Genomic DNA, 18,222 nt, shown 5'->3' with positions numbered 1-18,222 from the left:
TAACATCGAGGCTGATGTGGAGACATTTTACTGCTCAGGAGGAATGAACAAAATGACGGAGATTAATCATCATACAACTGCTTTGGTAACTGAAAGTCCACTGCTATTCATCCCGCTCGATTCGTCACGTCACAGCCGCACGTATTCCTATTTAACAGTAGATGTTCTCATGGAGGAAGGCCTGAGCGTCAAGCTCGGGCAATTGGCGGACGGCAGAGAGCAAGTTGAGGTTGTGGCAGCCGCTTATTTTGCGCTGCTGTACCGTTTATCGGGCGAAACCGACATTATAGCGGAATGGATCTCGAACGAAGGAAAAGCCGTTCCGCTGCTGATGAGCTTCGAACAGAAACAAACCTTCACCAGTCTAAAAAGCAGCATAACCGCTCAAATGGCTGCAGGCGCGGCCGCTGCCCCGGAGCTTCAGTTTGACACCCGGTTCTCGGTTGGACAGCCGATTGGGACGGAACAGGAGCTGCTGAACTGGCAACTGCTTGATAGCGGCGGTCGTTGGACCATACGCGTGACTTACGACAGCTCCGTCCTCTTGGGAGGCACGGTTCGCAGGTACGTTCAATATTTCCATACGTTGCTCCATGCGGCGCTTACGGATGCAGACCGCCTGACCGCCGCCATCGATATTTTGACGGAGCAGGATAAAGCTGTCTATGAGCAAATGAACGATACGGCATGGCCTTACGACAAATCGATGACCGTCCATGGCATGTTCGAGCAGGCGGCTGCTTTATATCCGGAACGGATAGCGGTGTCGTCGATCCATGGGCAGCTTACGTACCAGCAATTAAACGAAAAAGCGAATCGTACCGCCCGGATGCTTCTGGACCGGGGATTGCGTAAGGGTGAATTCGTCACGATCTTTATGGAGCGGAGTCTTGAGCTTATCGTTAGTCTGCTTGGCATCCTCAAGGCGGGAGGTATATACGTCCCGGTTGACCCTGAGCATCCTGAAGATCGCAATCGCTACATTTTGGCGGATACGGGTTCTTCCTTCATCCTGACCAAAACCGAATATACAGAGCAGGTAACGCTGCTGTGTGCGGAAGTGAAGACGGTTAAGGAGACTATTCCAATGGATTCCGGCATAACGGATGCTTATGAAGACACCGGGAATGTCGATAACGGGGTGAGACCCGATGATCTCGCTTATATCATTTACACGTCTGGCTCAACGGGAAGGCCTAAGGGAGCGCTGATCGCGCATGAAGGCGTAGTTAACTTAGGCGAAACGGTCCGCACGGATTGCCGGATTGGACCCGAAGATGTGCTTACGCAGTTCGCCACCTATAGCTTTGACGCCTCGGTGTGGGATACGATCGGAGCGTTATTTTACGGTGCGCATCTGTATTTGCTGTCGCATGAGGAACGGGTATCGGTCGAGGAGTTTGCTGGAGCCATCGAAAGAACGGGAACAACCATCATTACGATTCTTCCGACCGTATTTTTCAACCAACTGTCCGCGTATTTATCAGACGAAGGCTACCGCAAGCTATCCGGTGTAAAGCTGATTACGGTAGCGGGCGAAGCGCTTTACGGCGAGCAGATTCGCGCATTCCAGCGTAAATTCAAGGATGCGATCGACATTGTCAACGTCTATGGGCCAACAGAATGCACCGTATGCACGACAACACACACGATTCGTGGTTTCATTCCGGACGACTTGACGAATGTTCCAATCGGTAGACCGATACATAATTACAAGGTCTATATCGTTAATGAAGAAGATCAACTGTGTCCGGTTAACGTGCATGGTGAAGTATATATCTCTACAGTTGGCCTGGCCAAAGGCTACCTGAACCAGCCGGAAAAAACGGCGGAAGCCTTTATCGCTAATCCGTTTGGCGAAGGACAAATCTATAAATCCGGCGATATTGCGAAGCTGCTCCCGGACGGAACGATCGAATACGTCGGCCGCCGTGATTCCCAGCTTAAAATTCGGGGTCATCGCATTGAAATCGGGGAAATCGAGGACAGCTTCGCCAAAATCCCTAACGTACAAAACGTGGCCGTCATTGCCAAGAAAGATGCGGACGGACAAAATATGCTGGTCGGCTACTTTACGACGAAAGACGGCAGCTTATTGCCATCCTCTGCCATTAAGCGTTTGCTGGGAACGAAGCTGCCTTCCTATTTCGTTCCGAAATGGATTGTCCAGCTTGACGCCATGCCGACCTCTCCAACAGGGAAAATCGACCGGAAAAGTCTGAGCAACTATGATCATCGGGTGCTGGCCGTGTCGGAAGCCGAATTCGAAGCGCCGGCTACGGCTATCGAGCGGCGTATTGCGGAGTCGTGGCAGGAAGTGCTGAAGCTGGAGCAGGTGGGCCGGTACGACGACTTTTTCTCGATTGGCGGCGACTCTTTGGCGATCATCCACGTCCTGGTCCTGTTAAAGCCGCATTACCCGGATTTGAAAATCAACGATTTCTTCCAGCACCGGACGATCGAAGCGCTATCCGCACACATCGGGCAACTGACGGTGGACAAGCCGCGAACGGAGGAGCGTTCTGCCCTGTTGGCCGGACCTGCTATTTCGTTAGAAGAGCATCCGCCTATCCCGCAGCGAAGCGGAAATGCTGAAATCAGCTTTCAGGAGCCTAAAGCCGTGTTATTAACGGGAGCTACTGGATATCTCGGCGCTTATTTGCTGCATGAGCTGCTTGTCCAAAGCAAAGCCACTGTGTATTGCCTGGTCCGCCCGGGAATTATTCCGGGTATGATACGGATTCAGAGCCATATGGACTATTTCTTTGGCCCGTCCGTTCATGAGCTCATGAAGGACCGCGTTATTGTAGTGGAAGGAGATTTGGAACGCGAGCACCTTGGTATCTCGCCTAAAGTGATACATGAGCTGACAGGCGTACTGGACATGATTGTTCATAGCGCCGCTGACGTGAGGCATTTCGGAGACGAAGAGCAATTCGCGAAAACGAACATAGCCGGTACGCTTTCCTTAATCGAGCTTGCGCGTGGATGTGTAAACCCTGTCCGGTTCCATCATATTTCGACGATGGGCATACCGGAAGACCTGGCATTAAGCGGGCAGTGGGAGGAGGTCGTAAGCGAACAGACGTTGCGTCCGAGTCTTAAGGTGGAGAACCTGTACACGAACAGCAAGCTGGAAGCGGAGAAGGCGCTTAGGGTTGCGGCACAGCAGGGGCTGCATGTCAGCATTTACCGGGCAGGCAATTTGTCCTGTCATTCGGAAAGCGGGCTTTTCCAGAAAAATATCGACAGCAATTCATTCTATCGCATGTTAAAGGCAATGCTGCTGCTCGGCAAAGCTCCAAAGGTACAATGGGAGGTCGACTTCACGCCGATCGATTACGCAGGGAAATCGATCGTTGCCCTCGCGCTGCAACCCCATTCTTTGGGGAGGGTGTTCCATATTTGCAATCCGCAGACGATTTCGTATACCTCGTGGGTCAATCTCATCCGTGAATATGGATATGAAATTGAATGGATGGAGCAGGATGCGTACAGGGCATGGCTATTTGATCCCGCTGCTCCGAAAAATACGGAAGGCGTTAAGTTAGCGATGGCCCAGCTTGAAGGAGACGGCGCGAAGGATTCCCGTTACCGTTACGGATGTGCGTTGACCTCTGAGGCTCTGTATGGGATCGGCATTACGTGCGCTCCTCCCAACAGCCGCTTCATGGAGAACATGATAAACCATGCCATCAAAGTGGGTTATTTCCCGAAAACGACAGCAATGGTAAACACTTGATTTTAATCTGCAAAACTGAATTCGACTCCCACCCCTTAACGGCATTTTGTCGGATAAGGGGTTTTTTGGCTGAGTTGTTGGGAAATACGTCGATAGATGTTTTTTTCTTTTGGAAAAATGGAATTGACTGAACGAGTAGATTGAAAATATAATTAACTTATTCCAAATTATGGTGTTTCGTTCATGGATGATCATTTTCGTAGCTGGGGGTGGATAATGTGAAACACACAACTACGATACGCGACTTGTTAAGAGAGCATTTGGAACACAATCATCTTACCTTGGAGGGGTTCTCGCGGATTACAGGGATCAATCGGGGCACGCTAAGCTCCATTCTGAATACTCATTGTCCCAAACCGTTATCTGTGGGCCAGTTGGACCGGATTACGGGAGGCATGGGTTATGAGGAAGGAGCTTTGTATGAGATGTTTATTGACGAGTGTTTCAACCAGGCCGCTCCACATTGGCGCCGGCTTCGCCCCTTCCTGATGCGTTGCGCTTCCTTAGGAAAGAAAGAATGTATCAGGAAGGTGCTTGGGCAACTGCTGGATGATCTTGCCCATATCACCGGGATTTATGAGACTGCAGGCTTGATGTATGAGGAAGGGTACTTTGCAGAGGCGTCCATTCTGTACGAATGTGTCACGGAGAGTGAGAAATACAGTCATTCGGAGAGGCTGGCCATGAGCCAGTATCGGATGTTTCTGATTGCCCGCAGGTTTCAGGACAGACCGACGGACGCAGCGATCCGCTTCATCCCTTACCGCTTCCGTCTTCCCGATGACTGCACGATGGATGGATTATGGAATCTGGCTGAGCAATTTGCGGTGGCAGGCAGATGGGAAGATGCTTACCGGTATGCGGTTGAGTTGGGCGAGCTGGCTTTGGCCTTGTCCCGTACCGGTAAAGGCAGCAAGGAAAGGGAAATGATCGCCCAAACAGACGAGAATGTGCGGATACCAGCAGTCTATTACGCACGGAGCCAGCTTCTTAAAGCGTCTGCCCTGGTCGAACTGGGGGATCTTATGGGAGCACGCGAATGTGTAGCTGTCTGCAAAGATATGAGCAGGATAGCGGGTTTCGAGGACAGGGCTGCGTCGGCCGTGCGCATGCTCGAGGTAATCGCCGAAGGGAAGCTCTTGGAGCTTGACCTGCTGGCGGGCTGCAGTGACGTTCTTCCTTCCTATGTTCAATTCCTGCAGCGTCACCCTCGGGAAGCGGAAGAAGGAGTTGCGAATATGTTAAGGGCAGCAGTAGAGTATCATTACAATATAGATGAAGAGCTTTCCTTATTCGCGCAGAAGATTCATGGTGAATGGATGGTCATCCACAGAGGACCTTTTCCGGAGAAGAGCAGTCGTGCTCGGCTATACTATTATTATGCCTCTTACCTGATCGCAGGGGATCGATTTAAGGAAGGGTTCGAAGCTCTTCTGCACAGCGTCCGCTTCGCCCGCGAAAGCGGCATGAAGGATATCCTGCTGCAGTGTATGTTTCTCTATGAAGAGCATCGTGACAAGGCAGGATCAATGCAGAATCGGTTTAAAAATACATATGCTTCGTTCAGAAGGGAAGCGGAGAATGTATACAGCGACGGGAGCGACGGGGCGCTTCCGGTCCTGCAGAACGGGTGAAGCTGTTCGAAGAAACCTTTCTCTTATTCGTTAGATTTCTGCTAGCATGAAAAGGGTTGTCTCTTAGTAAATTCCTTTTACTGAGAGACAGCCCCTTTTCTTTTTACCAAACGCGGGTTCCCTTTTAGGGATTGGAGGAATGCTTCGTTTTCGGAGCGTCTCAGTGGAGTGCCGCTTCCTGCATAGCCTGAAGGACGGGCACATAGTCATAACCCAAATCATGCGCGACCGCTTCGTACGTAATTTTTCCGTTCATGGCATTGGTACCGTTTCGTATGGCCTCGCTGCTGCGAATGGCTTCCTGAGCCCCTTGGTCTGCAATTTGCACGGCAAAAGGCATGGTAGCGTTCGTTAACGCGATGGTGGAGGTCTGTGGAACGGCTCCCGGCATGTTGGCTACCGCATAGTGCACAACCCCGTGCTTTACATAAGTAGGCTGATCATGCGTTGTAATCCGGTCGATTGTCTCGACGATGCCTCCCTGGTCAATAGCAACATCCACAATAACGGACCCCGGCTGCATCGATTTGACCATGTCCTCCGTAACAAGCTTCGGAGCTTTGGCACCGGGGATCAGGACAGCTCCAATCAGCAGGTCGGCCTCTGCGGCGGCTTGGGCGATGTTGGCAGGGGTGGATACCAGTGTGTTGATTTGGTTGCCGAAAATATCATCCATCTGCCGCAGTCTATGGAGGCTCAGGTCGATGACGGTCACATCAGCCCCAAGTCCGACAGCGAGCTTGGCTGCGTTGGTTCCAACGACACCACCGCCGATGATGACGACTTTGCCGCGCTTGACGCCGGGTACTCCGGATAGCAGGATGCCTTTGCCTCCTTTAGGCCTTTCGAGAAGCTGGGCCCCGATCTGCACCGACATGCGTCCGGCTACCTCACTCATCGGAGTCAGCAGTGGGAGCGTTCCGCCGACGGTGATCGTTTCATAAGCGATGGCCGTAACACCACTTTCGGTCAGAGCTTTGGCCAGGGACGGCTCGGCTGCAAGATGGAGGTAAGTGAACAGGATGAGGCCGGGACGGAAGTAGCCGTATTCACTTTCCAGTGGTTCTTTTACCTTCATAATCATTTCGGACCGGGACCAAACCTCGGCCGCCGCTCCGAGCAGGGAAGCACCCGCCTCCACATATTCCTCATCCTGAAATCCGCTTTCCGTACCGGCATGCTGTTCGATCAGTACGGTGTGACCCCGGCGAACCAGTTCGGAGGCTCCTGCAGGGGTCAGGGCCACCCGGTTTTCATTATTCTTGATTTCTTTGGGAACTCCGATGATCATCGTCATGCACCTCGTATGTTAGATTTAATACCAGTTTACAAGGGGTGCTAAGGAATGGCATCATACATAGTGTCGATGATTTCTGAGATTTAGATAGACATTATGATGATATGTCTGGCGCGATTTGGTAGAAAATCGAATATTCATGTTATTTATTATGACATAAGAGGTGAGCGAATGAACGGTGAAGAGCAGCTTACTATTGCTGAAATGTTAAAGCGTCCAGTATTCCATCGGGCTAAGCTTGCTGCGGGAGAACGGGGGGGTCACCGTCTGGTCGGCTGGGTGCATGTGCTGGAAATTACGCATATCTCCCCCTTTGTGAGCAGAAATGATCTTATTTTGACGACAGGGTTGTGGCTGAAGCGTTACGAGGAAGAACGAATTGAATATATGAAGCAGTTGTTCAGCCAGGGAGCGGCCGGTTTATGCGTGGAATTCGGCACTACGATTGATGCGGTTCCCGACGAAATTTTGCAATGGGCCGAGGAGCATGATTTTCCAGTCATCGTATTTGAACAGCCGGTCCGTTTTGTCGAAATTACACAGGACATTCACTCTTTGCTCATTAACCGTCATCATCTGCTGTTGAAAAATCTGGAAAGCTTCTCGCGTAAGCTCCAGCAGGAGACACTGCGCAGCTCGGATATGACCGCCATATTGCGACTGCTGTATGATTATGTATCCAGACCGGTGGTTTATATATCCTCGATTGACGCTAACCGGTTCATGCCTTCCATCGATGCGGGGCTCGCCGAGGAGCTGGAGGATCTATACGGACGTGAAGTGGAGGGGCGGATTCATGCGGACCAGGATGTTCATCTTCTTTTTCCATTGACCAGCCATACCTCGGTTTTATTTCAGCCGGTCGTTTGCTTTGGGCAGGTGTTTTCCGCCGTCGGTATTGTGCTGCAGGGTGAGAAGCCGGGAGAAGCCGTATCGCTGTTACTCGACTATACAGCCAAAGCGGCTGCGACACTTGTCCTGCGCACTCAGTTTCTGGAGGAACGGCTGTTACGGAATCAAAATGAACTGATCCAGGAGTTAATTAATAGACAAATCAGAAGTGAGGAGCAGGCCCAGACCCGGATGGGGCTCCGTCTGCTTGCCAAGGGTGAATATCTGTTCATGGCAGGGATGATTGAGGTGGAGTCAATTGACAAGGAAGCAGTCCAGGTGCGCCGCGAAGCGATTCACCAGGATATCCTTGTCCTGCTGCGCTCCCTGCTCAAGAAAAATAATTTGCACAGCCTGCTGATGATGAAGGGTAACCAGTGTTATCTGTTATGTGCCAAGGAATCGATAACGGTACGCTCCTTGTCCAACCTGCGGGCCACCTTGTCGGATATTGTTCAGCATCTGATCCGGTATACGGAAGAAGAACTGCATGGAGTGCGCATTCATGCAGGCTTCGGGAAGAGCAGGAGCCGGGTGCTGGAGTCAGACCAGAGCTTTCACGAGGCGTATCAGGTTATAGAAACCGCGCGAGGTGTGGCACGTATGAAGGATATCCTGTTTTATGACGATCTCGGAATCTATCAGATGCTAAAGGCTGTGCCTAGAGCTCCTTTTCTTGTCACCTTTGTCGAAGACCACCTAGGTGCTCTCATAACATACGATCAGGAGCATCAAATGCAGCTACTGGACACGCTGGATATGTATTTTCAATGCCGCGGCTCTAAAAAGGATACAGCCGACAGACTCTACATCCATCGGCAAACGTTGTACAACCGACTTACGAAAATCACTGAAATTGTCGGTGCGGATTTGCTGTCACCCGACAAGAGACGCTGCCTGGAAATGGCTTTGCTGGCCCATCGCATGCTGCAGTCGGAAGGAAGCTGAGACTTGTATATCGATCATTTACAAATCAAGGCAAGATTGCGATAATGGAAAATAGCAACCAACTTTTATGTGACTGTATAGTTTTTTAAAAAAAGTTTGGGAAAGGGGATTTACATGAAGCTGAAAAAATGGCTTGCAGCTCCGCTTATTCTGCTGCTCGTTGTCTTAACGGGTTGTCAGGCGGTGGGAGGGTTCGATGTTAATCAAGGCTTGCTGGGCACTCTTAAAGTCAAACCGCAGGAGTCCAGCTCCAGCTTATCTTTTCATGTTGAGCCGGCTGGCAGTGCGTCAGCAGAAGACAGGGAAATCATTGATTTTATTAACTCTGTGTCCATATCCGTATACGAAGCCAAAATTCAATCAGAAGATGTTGTATCCGCCAAAGGTGTTTTCCAGTACAAAGATGTAAGCTTGCCGTTCGCCATGTCCATGGATGAGGCGGGGCTGGCATTTGAGCTGGAAGGCTCCAAAAAGCCTTACTACATAGGATTGAAGCAGGATGAAGCGCTCGCAGGTCTGCCTGAGGGATTCGATCCGTATGCTTACAAGGACAAGATCAATGATCTGGTGCTGGAAGCTGCCGGGCTGTTCATCGAGCATTCGCCGAATCCGGCTGACATCTCCGTTGATTCTGTAACCGAGGAAGTAAACGGAGAACAGGTTAAACTGACCAAGCTGTCTGCTCAACTGACAGGAGAAGAACTGGTTCAACTGGTTAAACCGCTGCTTCAGAGCCTGTCCCAGGACGAGGAAGGGCTGAAGAAGCTGATCAGTCAGGGACTGGATTTGGCAGCCGAGATCGCTGCCGCTGTTGGTGAAGAAGAAACTGTAAAAGAAGGCCTGTCCGAGTTTGGCGCTAACCGTGAAGAAATTGTGAATACGTTGTTCACGAAAACCAAGGATGCGCTGGACCAGGCCGTAAGCCAATATGATGCTGGCGTAAGCCTGATGTATACACAGGTGCCGGAACTCAAGACTGTGCTCGGACCGAATACGGTGTTGAAAACCGACCTGTACTTTGATGAGAATAACGATCTGCGCCAAGAGCGTACTGAGCTGACGGTTGCCCTTCCTGAAACGGAAGATTTGCCAATCACATCCTTTACATTCCTTTCCGAAAGCGAGACGTGGAATGTGAATGGTGCGGTAACAGCCGATAAGGTGGACATCTCTGACGGTGTTATCCATGTGGACGGTGAAGACATGACCCCGGGAGAAACCCTGCGCAACTTTGATAGTGGCTCGAAGGTTTATGACATCTTGCAGAATGATTTGCTGCTGACGCATAAGGAGATTGTCATTGATCCGGATGACGGCTACTATGCGCTGGTGAGTAAAAAAGGCACGACCATGATCCCGCTGCGTGATCTCGCCAATGAGCTGGATGCAGATCTGAAGTGGGATGCGGCTGCGAAGCAAATCACGGTGACCGATGATATTACGGAAGAAACGTTCGTGGTCAAAAACGGTATGAAGCGGATTGTGGTGGGCGAACGAACGATTGCCTTGCCGCAGGCGGTATTTACTGATGAGTACGGTACGATGTATGTTCCGCTTCGTCAGGCCGCAGCAGCTCTTGGAGCGGATGTTTCGTCCGATGACGGGCTACTGGTGATTGAGCGCGACTAAATCTCTTTAGAACAAAAGATAGCAGGCCATTGCTGCGGCAGGTCTGCTATCTTTTTGCTTAAAAAAAGAACATTTGTTCTCTTCTATTCCCCATTTCCGGTCGGATTGAGGTATAATCATCGGTAGACCATTTCAATCAAGAAAGGGAGTGGCCAAGTTGGTTATGTATCCGCCCTGGTCCTACTCTCAGTCGAGGGCCAATACGTTTGATGAATGCTTGCGTAAATATTATTTTCACTATTACGGTTCCCACAACGGCTGGAACCGGGAGCTGGCTTCAGAGGAGCAGGCCACCTTATACCGGCTGAAGCAATTGAGCAATTTATATTTGCTGTTCGGCGATTTGGCCCACCGCATGTGTGAATCGGCCGTTCGTACGGTGGATGAACGTCGAGAGCCGCCGAGACAGGGATTTTTGGATAAAGTCATAAGGGAAATGCTGAACCAAGGCTATAAGGAATCCCAAGACCGTGAGGCCTGGATCAGACAGCCCAAGCAGCGGCTGATGCTGTCTGAAATCTATTACGGGGAGGAAGCGCTCCGTGACCGGATTTCCATTATTAATGACCGTCGCCGCGCGATTGTCCGCAACCTGTATACATCTGCAGCATGGAAGGAGCTGAGCGCCGGGGGCGCCCGCGTCGTTGAAGCGGAAAAATGGGATACGATGCTACTCCATGATACGAAGGTGTATGTCAAAATGGATTTGCTGTACAGGCGGCAAAATGGCGAGATGGTTATTGTGGACTGGAAGACGGGCAAGGAAGGGGATTTCTCGGATCAGTTGTATTTATATGCCTCTTATGTGCGGGAGAAATACAACATTCCGCTGGAGCAGCTTGAGCTACGGGTAGAATATCTGGTCACTGGAGAATGTGAAACCTACAAGCCCGTTCAGGAAGATATTGCTAAAGTTGAAGAAAATGTGGGCCGATATATTGAAGAGATGAAATCCTGCCTGGATGATGAGTATTATAACCGGCCCAAACCGATGTCCTTTTTTACCCCGATGCCGTCCCGGCGTACTTGCGGAAGCTGCAATTTCAGGGAAGTTTGCGAATTTAGATATGTATAGGGAGAAAAGCCTAAAGAATAGCGACTTTGTTGCTAAATTTAGATATATCAATGACATATATCACATTTATCGCTAGGATTTACTGGTAAATTAGTCTCTAAAAGCGATGTCAGAGGTGTAAACGATGAAATTATCCTTGGGAACGAAAATAGTTGCAGGATTTATAGCCATATCCGCCATCACATACGGGACAAGCTCGTTTTTCATCTTTGTGCTGAAGGAATGGATTGCCCCCGGCATGGCGGATTGGCTCTACGTATCGATCATTTTGCTGTTGGGCGTGCTGTGGACAGGAATTCTCGGCTGGCTGACCTCCAAGTGGCTGACCCGTCCGATTGTTCACCTGGCCAAGGCTGCGGAGGAAGCGACAGACGGCAACTGGAATGTGGTCATTCCCGAGCGGCGGTCCGGAGATGAAATTAAAGTGCTGTACGATGCGTTTCGCAACATGCTGACCCATATCGGCGGAATGCTGGACGAAATCTCTTACAGCACTAGGACAACCTCGCATAATGCCGAAACCTTGAGCACCGCGATTGCCCATGCTACTGCACAAATTGAGGCCATGTCCAATGCAGTCGATGATATTGTCTCTGGGGTGGAGGAGCAAAAGAAGGCTTCCGAGCTGTCCCTGCAGACGGCAGATCAGATGCTTGTAGACTTCCGGCTGATGCATTCGAAATCCAATCAGATGATGGAGCTTTCAGGCAAGATGGAGGGCTCCGTTCATTCGACCCAATCACTGTTTTCCTCGCTGATGGACGGTATGGACACTCTGTCGGAATCCCATCAGCGTTCCCATGAGGTCATCGCGAAGCTAGAACGGGAAGCGGACCGGATCGAAACGATTACAGGTACAGTGAAGGAAATTGCGGAGCAGACCCATTTGCTCGCCTTGAACGCTTCCATAGAAGCTGCAAGAGCAGGGGAAGAGGGCAACGGCTTCGCCGTAGTGGCCCAGCATATCCGCACGTTGGCGTCTCAAAGCTCTTCCTCTGTCGAGGAGATTAACCAGATGATTAGCCATATTCAGGAGCAGGTCACGGAAGCGGTATCCCTCATGCAGCAGCAAAATGGGCTTGTTCGGGAAGAAGCGAACCGTACCCGTTCGGTGGAAACCACGTTAAATGACCTTCACCGAATCATTGACGAGTTCGTGGATGGAGTGCGTATGCTGGAAAACTCCGTCTCCGAACAGACTGGGCGGGTAGAGCAGACATATGATTATATGAACCGTATTCAAGAGATGTCGGTCTCGTTTGCGGAGGGAGCGCAGCAAATCTATCGTGCGGCGCATGAGGAAACGGCAATTATGCAGGAACTATCATCTGCCTCGGATGACTTAAGGATGCTTACGGGCAAGCTTATGCTGAAGACACAGGCAGCTCAGGTTCGAAGTGAAAAATCCCAATAATGCGATTTATCTTCTCAACTCAAAAAATTCGCAGCGGCTGCGGTCGTGATAAGCAAGGTCGCTTACGGATGTCTGGATGACAACGGTCGTGTCGTCGAAGCGGATGACATGGCCTCCGGAGCCAACGAGCTGGTCATCCTCAAAAATGCGGACCGGAAGGTGTCGGTCGATGGCTTCCTGGAAGTCTCCGTCCGTCCACAGCTTGCGGTTAGTAGGCATAAATAAGGTCTCCTTTGCGGATGAATAAGGCCCGGGTTGCTGTAGGCTTTCTCTTATCATAAGATGAATGTAACGGTTCGGGCAAGCCCTGTCTGATATTACCCTTCTGCCTGTCCAACATGAACCGGGAAAGGTTGCCGATTCCGCTTGATAAAATGGCTCAGAACGTTATTGCTACTCGCCGGAGCCGCGCTGCTCACCCGGTTTATTCCGTTCTCTCATATCTTCAGAACGCTGAACACGATGATCCATGAATTCGCCCATGCGGTGGTCACGCTGGTGATGTCCGGTCAAGTGCAGCGGATCGACCTCAATGCGGATCACAGCGGAGTTACCTATTCCATTATCACCTCGCAGGCGAGCGCCATCCTGACCTCACTGGCTGGATATACAGGAGCATCCTTGTTTGCCGTGTTGCTGTTTTACCTGCATGCGAGACAGCGGCACCAGTGGGGATTGGGAGTAATGACACTGGTTGCTGCTGTCATGATCATTCTGTATGTACATGAAGGCTACGGATTGCTGTGGCTTGCCGGTTTTATTGTGCTGAATGTCATCGTAATGCTGCTGGGGGGACGAACCCTCGGTAAGCTGTATTATCTGCTGCTGGCCTTCATCACGCTTGAAGAATCGGTAGCGGGCACGATCATTATCCTCACGGCCTCGCTAGTTAGTCCGTCACAAGCAGGGGATGCGGCGAATTTGGCCTCCTGGACACATGTGCCTGCATGGCTATGGTCTATTTTGTTTCTGGTGTTTTCACTATTTTGTGCCAGGGCGGCTATTGGGCAGTTGCTGCATAAACGAAAGTCGGGGATGAAGGCGCAGAGGAGACGTCCAGGATTTATTAGGGGGAAATCCGGTTGAGTGAACAGTTTATGTGGCTTGATGCTTATTCCAGTGACGTGTTTCAGGCCTTCTCATCGCCGCATCTGGTCTGGATCGGGATCATTGCGGCAGTAGTATGGCTGCTCTTTGTCCTACGGCATCAGATCCGCAGCCGTGACAAACTGCGTGCTTGGCTGCGCTGGCTGCTTGCTGCAATACTGTTAGCCTCAGAGGTGTGCCTGCAGTGCTGGTATATTCAGCAGCAGGTATGGGATGCCAGCCGGACGCTGCCGCTGGAGCTGTGTAGTATTACTCTTCTGCTTTCCAGTGTGATGCTGATGACGCGCAGTCGACTGCTGTACCAGTTCCTGTTCTTTGCCGGAATCGCCGGTGCACTCCAGGCTGTGGTAACCCCCAATCTGGCATATGATTTTCCGCATTTCAGATTTATACAGTTTTTTGTTGCCCATGCGGCGATTATCCTCGCGAGTCTGTATATGACCTGGGTTGAGGGTTGCAGACCTACATGGAAGTCTATCGGACTGGCCATGCTGTTCCTGAACGGCTGCGCGTTGATCGTATGGATTGCCGACCTGCTGCTGGATGCCAATTATATGTTTCTCCGGGGTAAGCCGGATACGCCATCACTGCTGGATTTGTTGGGACCTTATCCATATTACATACTAGCCGAGGAGGCCGTGGCGTTCATGTTCTTTTCGTGCATGCTGCTGCTGTTCAAGCTGTTATCGGGTAAAAGGGAAAGCGCATCGGAGGAAATAACGGCTTGAAGCCCGGACAGCTTGCTGTAAGCAAGGGTCCGGGCTTTCACAAGGGTTATCCGCGCAGCAGCGACTCAGCCCCGTCGACATAAATAGCGGTCCCCGTTACATGTGAGGCTTCGTCGGAGGCGAGGAACAGCACCAGATTAGCCACTTGCTCCGGCTCGCCCGGCGCATGCCGCAGCGGCTGATCGCCTTCCGGGAATTCCACGGGAATCTGCACTTCCTTGAGATCGTCGGAAGGGTAGGTATTGTCGCCAATCTGTGTTTCAATGGCTCCCGGACACACTGCATTGACGCGGATTTTATAACGAGCCAGCTCCAGGGCCGCCATCTTCATGAAGGTAACCTGTGCCGCCTTGGTGGAGGCATAGGCTGAAAATCCGATATTGGAAAAGATCCGGTTGCCGTTGACCGAGCTATTGATAATGATGCTGCCGCCGTTCTTTTTCAGAAAAGGAATTGCATATTTCACCGTGGCAAACGTGCCGCGCAGGTTGATGTTCATCGTCGTATCCCAATCGGCGATTTCCATCGTTTCGATCGGGGCCATAGCGCCGTTGATGCCCGCATTGGCGAACACGATGTCGATCCTTCCGAAGGTGTCAGCCACCTTGCGCATGCCAGCTTCAACCGTGTCTGTTTTGGAAATATCACATTCCACAACCAGGGCTTCGCCGCCGGTCTGTTCAATCTCGGCCTTTGTTTGCTCCGCTTTGTCCGGCGTGCGGTCAAGCATCGCTACTTTGGCGCCATGTCTGGCAAAAAGGATAGCGGTAGCTTTGCCAATCCCTGAGCCGCCGCCGCTCACTATTGCTATTTTACCTTGCAGTCGCTGCTCCGCCATAGATTTGCTCCTCCTGTTCCGAACTGTGCTCCTTAGTCTTGTTATTACATACCCTCAACTGCAAGCGAATGAATCATAGAACCCAATTAGGGATCAACCTATTCCATTAGGAGGCTCCAATGTCACATAACGTCAATGGAACAGATCATACAATCAGGCCGTGGACGATGCAGGGCCCGAGTATTCAGATGGATCCGCTGTTTCCTTATTATGCGGACAGGTCTGCGGAGAGTGTGGCGGAAGAGATAGAGAGGGCGGGCTACCGTACTGTTCATTATTTTGTCGTGCAGGAAAATAAAATACATACCCGAATTATTGACGCCCTGCAGCGGAGGGACATCGCGGTGTGGGCAATGGTGCTTGGCAATGGAGCCTTTGGCGTGTCCCATCTGCCTCCGCAGTGGAGCAATTGGAGAATGGAACTGCTGCGGGAGCCAAAGGATGGCTTCCAGCGGTTATCTCATTTTGCGAAGGAATATGTAGAGTGGAAAAAAGCGGCCGCCACACGTCTGGTCACGGAAATTGCCTTCGATGGCTTCGAAGTGGCTGAGCCGTATTTTCCGGAGTGGAACGGCCTGTACAGCGGAATCTACGGGGATGTCGGGCTGCATGCACAGCGTGCATTCAAGGAAAGGTATGGAACGGAAATGCCCGAGTTCCGCAACCGATGGGCTGCAAATTATTACCGCAGGGTACCGCAGCTCTATCGGTGCTGGATCGAGTTCAGGGTTGATGCGGTGAACGGGCTAATTGACGAGCTGGTGAACGGCCCTGGAGGAGTCCGAGAGGCCAGACCGGATATACGGATTGCAACCTGGTCGCTGGCAGTAAGGGACAGAAGGGGATTAGCGCCAGCCAAGCTCCGCGAGTGGCAGGGTATCGATGCTGTAGAAATGATCCGCAAGGTACGCCCGGATATGCATATCCTGCAGACGCACTGGCCGGACTGGATGCGGCCGAAGCTTCCGCCGGACTATATTGCGGAGTACTGGCGCTTTGCCGATCCGATTCGCGCTGCTTTTCCGGGGTTGCCGCTCGGCGTGCAGGCAGACATCGGCTCACTGGAGCGGATGGTTAAAGGCAGGGATTGGCTGACAGCGTTCAGCTCATCCGTACACAAGCACGGCTACGATGCCTGGACCGCCTACGAGTACCATCTGGGTGGCTATATGTATGATGAGCCTCCTGTTCCCGTAAAGAGCGACCGATCAGGTGAAGACGAGCTAGTCATAACCTTCAGTAAGCGCATCGCTCCCACAGGCCCTGAGTCGATAGAAGTGTACATGATCAAGGCTGACGGAGCCCGGAAAGCTATAAGGCTGAAAACAGCCGAAACGGATGGGAACCGTCTGTTTCTGCAGGTGGAAAGTCTTCCACTGGAGGCGTTTGAGCTGCAGGTACAGGGAATCCGGGATACGCCGGAGCTATGGCTGTTCAAGGATCGGATTGGGCAATTGACGCCTGCAGGCTGTACTGTCAGAGTAAAAGCACGTTGAACCTGAATTAATAGGGATAAACGGGAGGAGCCGCTTTGATGGGGCCTTGCCGAGAATTGTGGACCTCCAATAACAACGTAGACAGTATGAATGATCTATGGTAACCTGATGTTAGTTTAACGAATGGAGGGTTACGTGTGGTAAATTTTTCTCGATTGAGCAAGCATTGCAAATAAGTGAATTTGCTGCTTTTCCTCTGTCTTGTGCAGAGTAATCGGGATAGGTTTGCCTTTTTCACGTGAGTCCGCTATTTGTATCAGGTCACTCTTCTTTTTGTAGGGTGGTTCTTTTCACATGTACTGCGGGTATCTCCTTGCGTATATTTGGGCATGTCATATATTCGATTACGGTTGCACAGACATCAGGATGTCTGTGTTTTTTTGTGTCTCGAATATGTATATAAGCGAAGGAGATGTTGTAACGATGAACGAACAGCTTATAAAAGTTAATGGTGTTGATATTTGCTGCCAAAGCTTTGGGAATCCAGGGGACCCGGCGGTTTTATTAATCATGGGAGCCCAGTCCTCCATGGTGTGGTGGGAGGAGGAGTTTTGTCAGCGTATAGCCGATGCGGGACGTTTTGTCATTCGTTATGACAACCGTGATGTCGGTCGCTCCGTCACCTACAAGCTTGGCCATCCTGAGTATACGTTTGAGGACATGGTCGACGATGCTGTTGGTATCCTGGATGCGTACGGAATTGAAAAAGCCCATATTGCAGGTATGTCCATGGGCGGAATGTTAACTCAGATGCTGGCTTTGCGGCATCCTGACCGAGTTCTGACGGTCACACTGCTGGCTACCTCGAATTTCGCCCCTGGGCTTCCGCCGATGGAAGAGAAGGTGATGAGCTTTTTCTCTAATCTTGGGACATTAAACTGGGCGAATGAACATGAGGTGATTGATTTTATCGTTGCCAGAGGAAGGATTTGTGCGGGAACCAAGTATTCCTATGACGAAGACAGGGTTCGTCGTTTGGCTGCAGAAGAAGTGCAAAGAAGCAGCAACCCGGAGAGCATGAATAATCACGGTATGGTAACAGGTGGGGAATCCTATCTGACAAGGACAGCAGAGATTTCTGTTCCCGTGCTTGTGATCCATGGCTCGGAGGATCCGGTTATTCCGCTTGAACATGGCAAAGCTCTTGCCGGAGTCATCCCGGGGGCCAGCTTGTTGATGCTGCAAGGCATAGGGCACGAACTTCATCATAACGACTGGGATACTATTATTGATGCAATTGTAAATCACACTTCGGTATCACCAGCTTGAGCAAATGGCTACGAATATAGTGCATAGATAGGGGCTGTTCCAAAAGTCATGAAAATGGCTTGGGGCATCCCCCTTTTCAATTTTGTTAAGCCAGAAGATTGCGCTTTCCGGTTGTTCTTGTTAAGTTGGGGGATGCACAAAAGCAGCGGAGAGG

At 51.1% G+C, this 18,222-nt stretch carries 13 protein-coding genes; 10 read left to right on the top strand and 3 right to left on the bottom strand.

The annotated features are described in order from the left end of the window. Positions 1-52 precede the first annotated feature (52 nt). Positions 53-3,742, top strand: coding sequence for a non-ribosomal peptide synthetase family protein (locus OIN60_RS20210; protein WP_305756674.1), 3,690 nt, complete (start codon positions 53-55; stop codon positions 3,740-3,742). A 218-nt stretch (positions 3,743-3,960) separates the two neighbouring features. Then, entirely contained in the window at positions 3,961-5,376 is a 1,416-nt protein-coding gene (locus OIN60_RS20205) for a hypothetical protein (RefSeq protein WP_305756673.1), read from the top strand. A 160-nt stretch (positions 5,377-5,536) separates the two neighbouring features. Here the strand turns inward: OIN60_RS20205 and ald are convergent, their stop codons facing one another. Continuing rightward, positions 5,537-6,667: an alanine dehydrogenase gene (gene ald / locus OIN60_RS20200; protein ID WP_305756672.1), complete on the bottom strand. Its 1,131-nt coding sequence runs from the start codon at positions 6,665-6,667 to the stop codon at positions 5,537-5,539. 177 nt (positions 6,668-6,844) lie between these two features. Here ald and OIN60_RS20195 point away from each other — a divergent pair, with 177 nt between their 5' ends. From OIN60_RS20195 to OIN60_RS20180, 4 genes are all read left to right on the top strand, one after another. Continuing rightward, positions 6,845-8,512 (top strand): PucR family transcriptional regulator, encoded by a 1,668-nt coding sequence (locus tag OIN60_RS20195; RefSeq protein ID WP_305756671.1) that lies wholly within the window; start codon positions 6,845-6,847, stop codon positions 8,510-8,512. A gap of 114 nt (positions 8,513-8,626) precedes the next feature. Further along, the gene (locus OIN60_RS20190; RefSeq protein WP_305756670.1) at positions 8,627-10,141 is read left to right on the top strand and encodes a copper amine oxidase N-terminal domain-containing protein; all 1,515 of its coding nucleotides are present in this window, start codon (positions 8,627-8,629) and stop codon (positions 10,139-10,141) included. A gap of 157 nt (positions 10,142-10,298) precedes the next feature. Next, complete coding sequence (locus tag OIN60_RS20185) at positions 10,299-11,216, top strand: RecB family exonuclease (protein WP_370872559.1); 918 nt, start codon at positions 10,299-10,301, stop codon at positions 11,214-11,216. 124 nt (positions 11,217-11,340) lie between these two features. Then, entirely contained in the window at positions 11,341-12,630 is a 1,290-nt protein-coding gene (locus OIN60_RS20180; protein ID WP_305756669.1) for a methyl-accepting chemotaxis protein, read from the top strand. A gap of 6 nt (positions 12,631-12,636) precedes the next feature. Here the strand turns inward: OIN60_RS20180 and OIN60_RS20175 are convergent, their stop codons facing one another. After that, entirely contained in the window at positions 12,637-12,849 is a 213-nt protein-coding gene (locus OIN60_RS20175; RefSeq protein WP_305756668.1) for a hypothetical protein, read from the bottom strand. Positions 12,850-12,996: 147 nt separating this feature from the next. Here OIN60_RS20175 and OIN60_RS20170 point away from each other — a divergent pair, with 147 nt between their 5' ends. Further along, the gene (locus tag OIN60_RS20170; protein WP_305756667.1) at positions 12,997-13,716 is read left to right on the top strand and encodes a M50 family metallopeptidase; all 720 of its coding nucleotides are present in this window, start codon (positions 12,997-12,999) and stop codon (positions 13,714-13,716) included. Positions 13,717-13,727: 11 nt separating this feature from the next. Continuing rightward, the gene (locus OIN60_RS20165) at positions 13,728-14,465 is read left to right on the top strand and encodes a YwaF family protein (protein ID WP_305756761.1); all 738 of its coding nucleotides are present in this window, start codon (positions 13,728-13,730) and stop codon (positions 14,463-14,465) included. Positions 14,466-14,511: 46 nt separating this feature from the next. On the opposite strand, the gene OIN60_RS20160 is transcribed toward OIN60_RS20165, so the two are convergent. Continuing rightward, on the bottom strand, positions 14,512-15,303 hold the full coding sequence (locus OIN60_RS20160; protein ID WP_305756666.1) for an SDR family oxidoreductase: 792 nt from the start codon (positions 15,301-15,303) through the stop codon (positions 14,512-14,514). A 119-nt stretch (positions 15,304-15,422) separates the two neighbouring features. Between OIN60_RS20160 and OIN60_RS20155 the strand changes: the two genes are divergently transcribed. Beyond that, entirely contained in the window at positions 15,423-16,799 is a 1,377-nt protein-coding gene (locus OIN60_RS20155) for a molybdopterin-binding domain-containing protein (RefSeq protein ID WP_305756665.1), read from the top strand. Between the two features lie 423 nt (positions 16,800-17,222). Continuing rightward, entirely contained in the window at positions 17,223-18,068 is an 846-nt protein-coding gene (mle, locus tag OIN60_RS20150) for an alpha/beta fold macrolide esterase (RefSeq protein ID WP_305756664.1), read from the top strand. The last annotated feature ends 154 nt before the right edge of the window (positions 18,069-18,222 follow it).

This window comes from Paenibacillus zeirhizosphaerae (assembly GCF_030705605.1).
GTDB lineage: Bacteria > Bacillota > Bacilli > Paenibacillales > Paenibacillaceae > Paenibacillus > Paenibacillus zeirhizosphaerae.
This window is presented reverse-complemented; position numbering and strand designations above follow the sequence as displayed.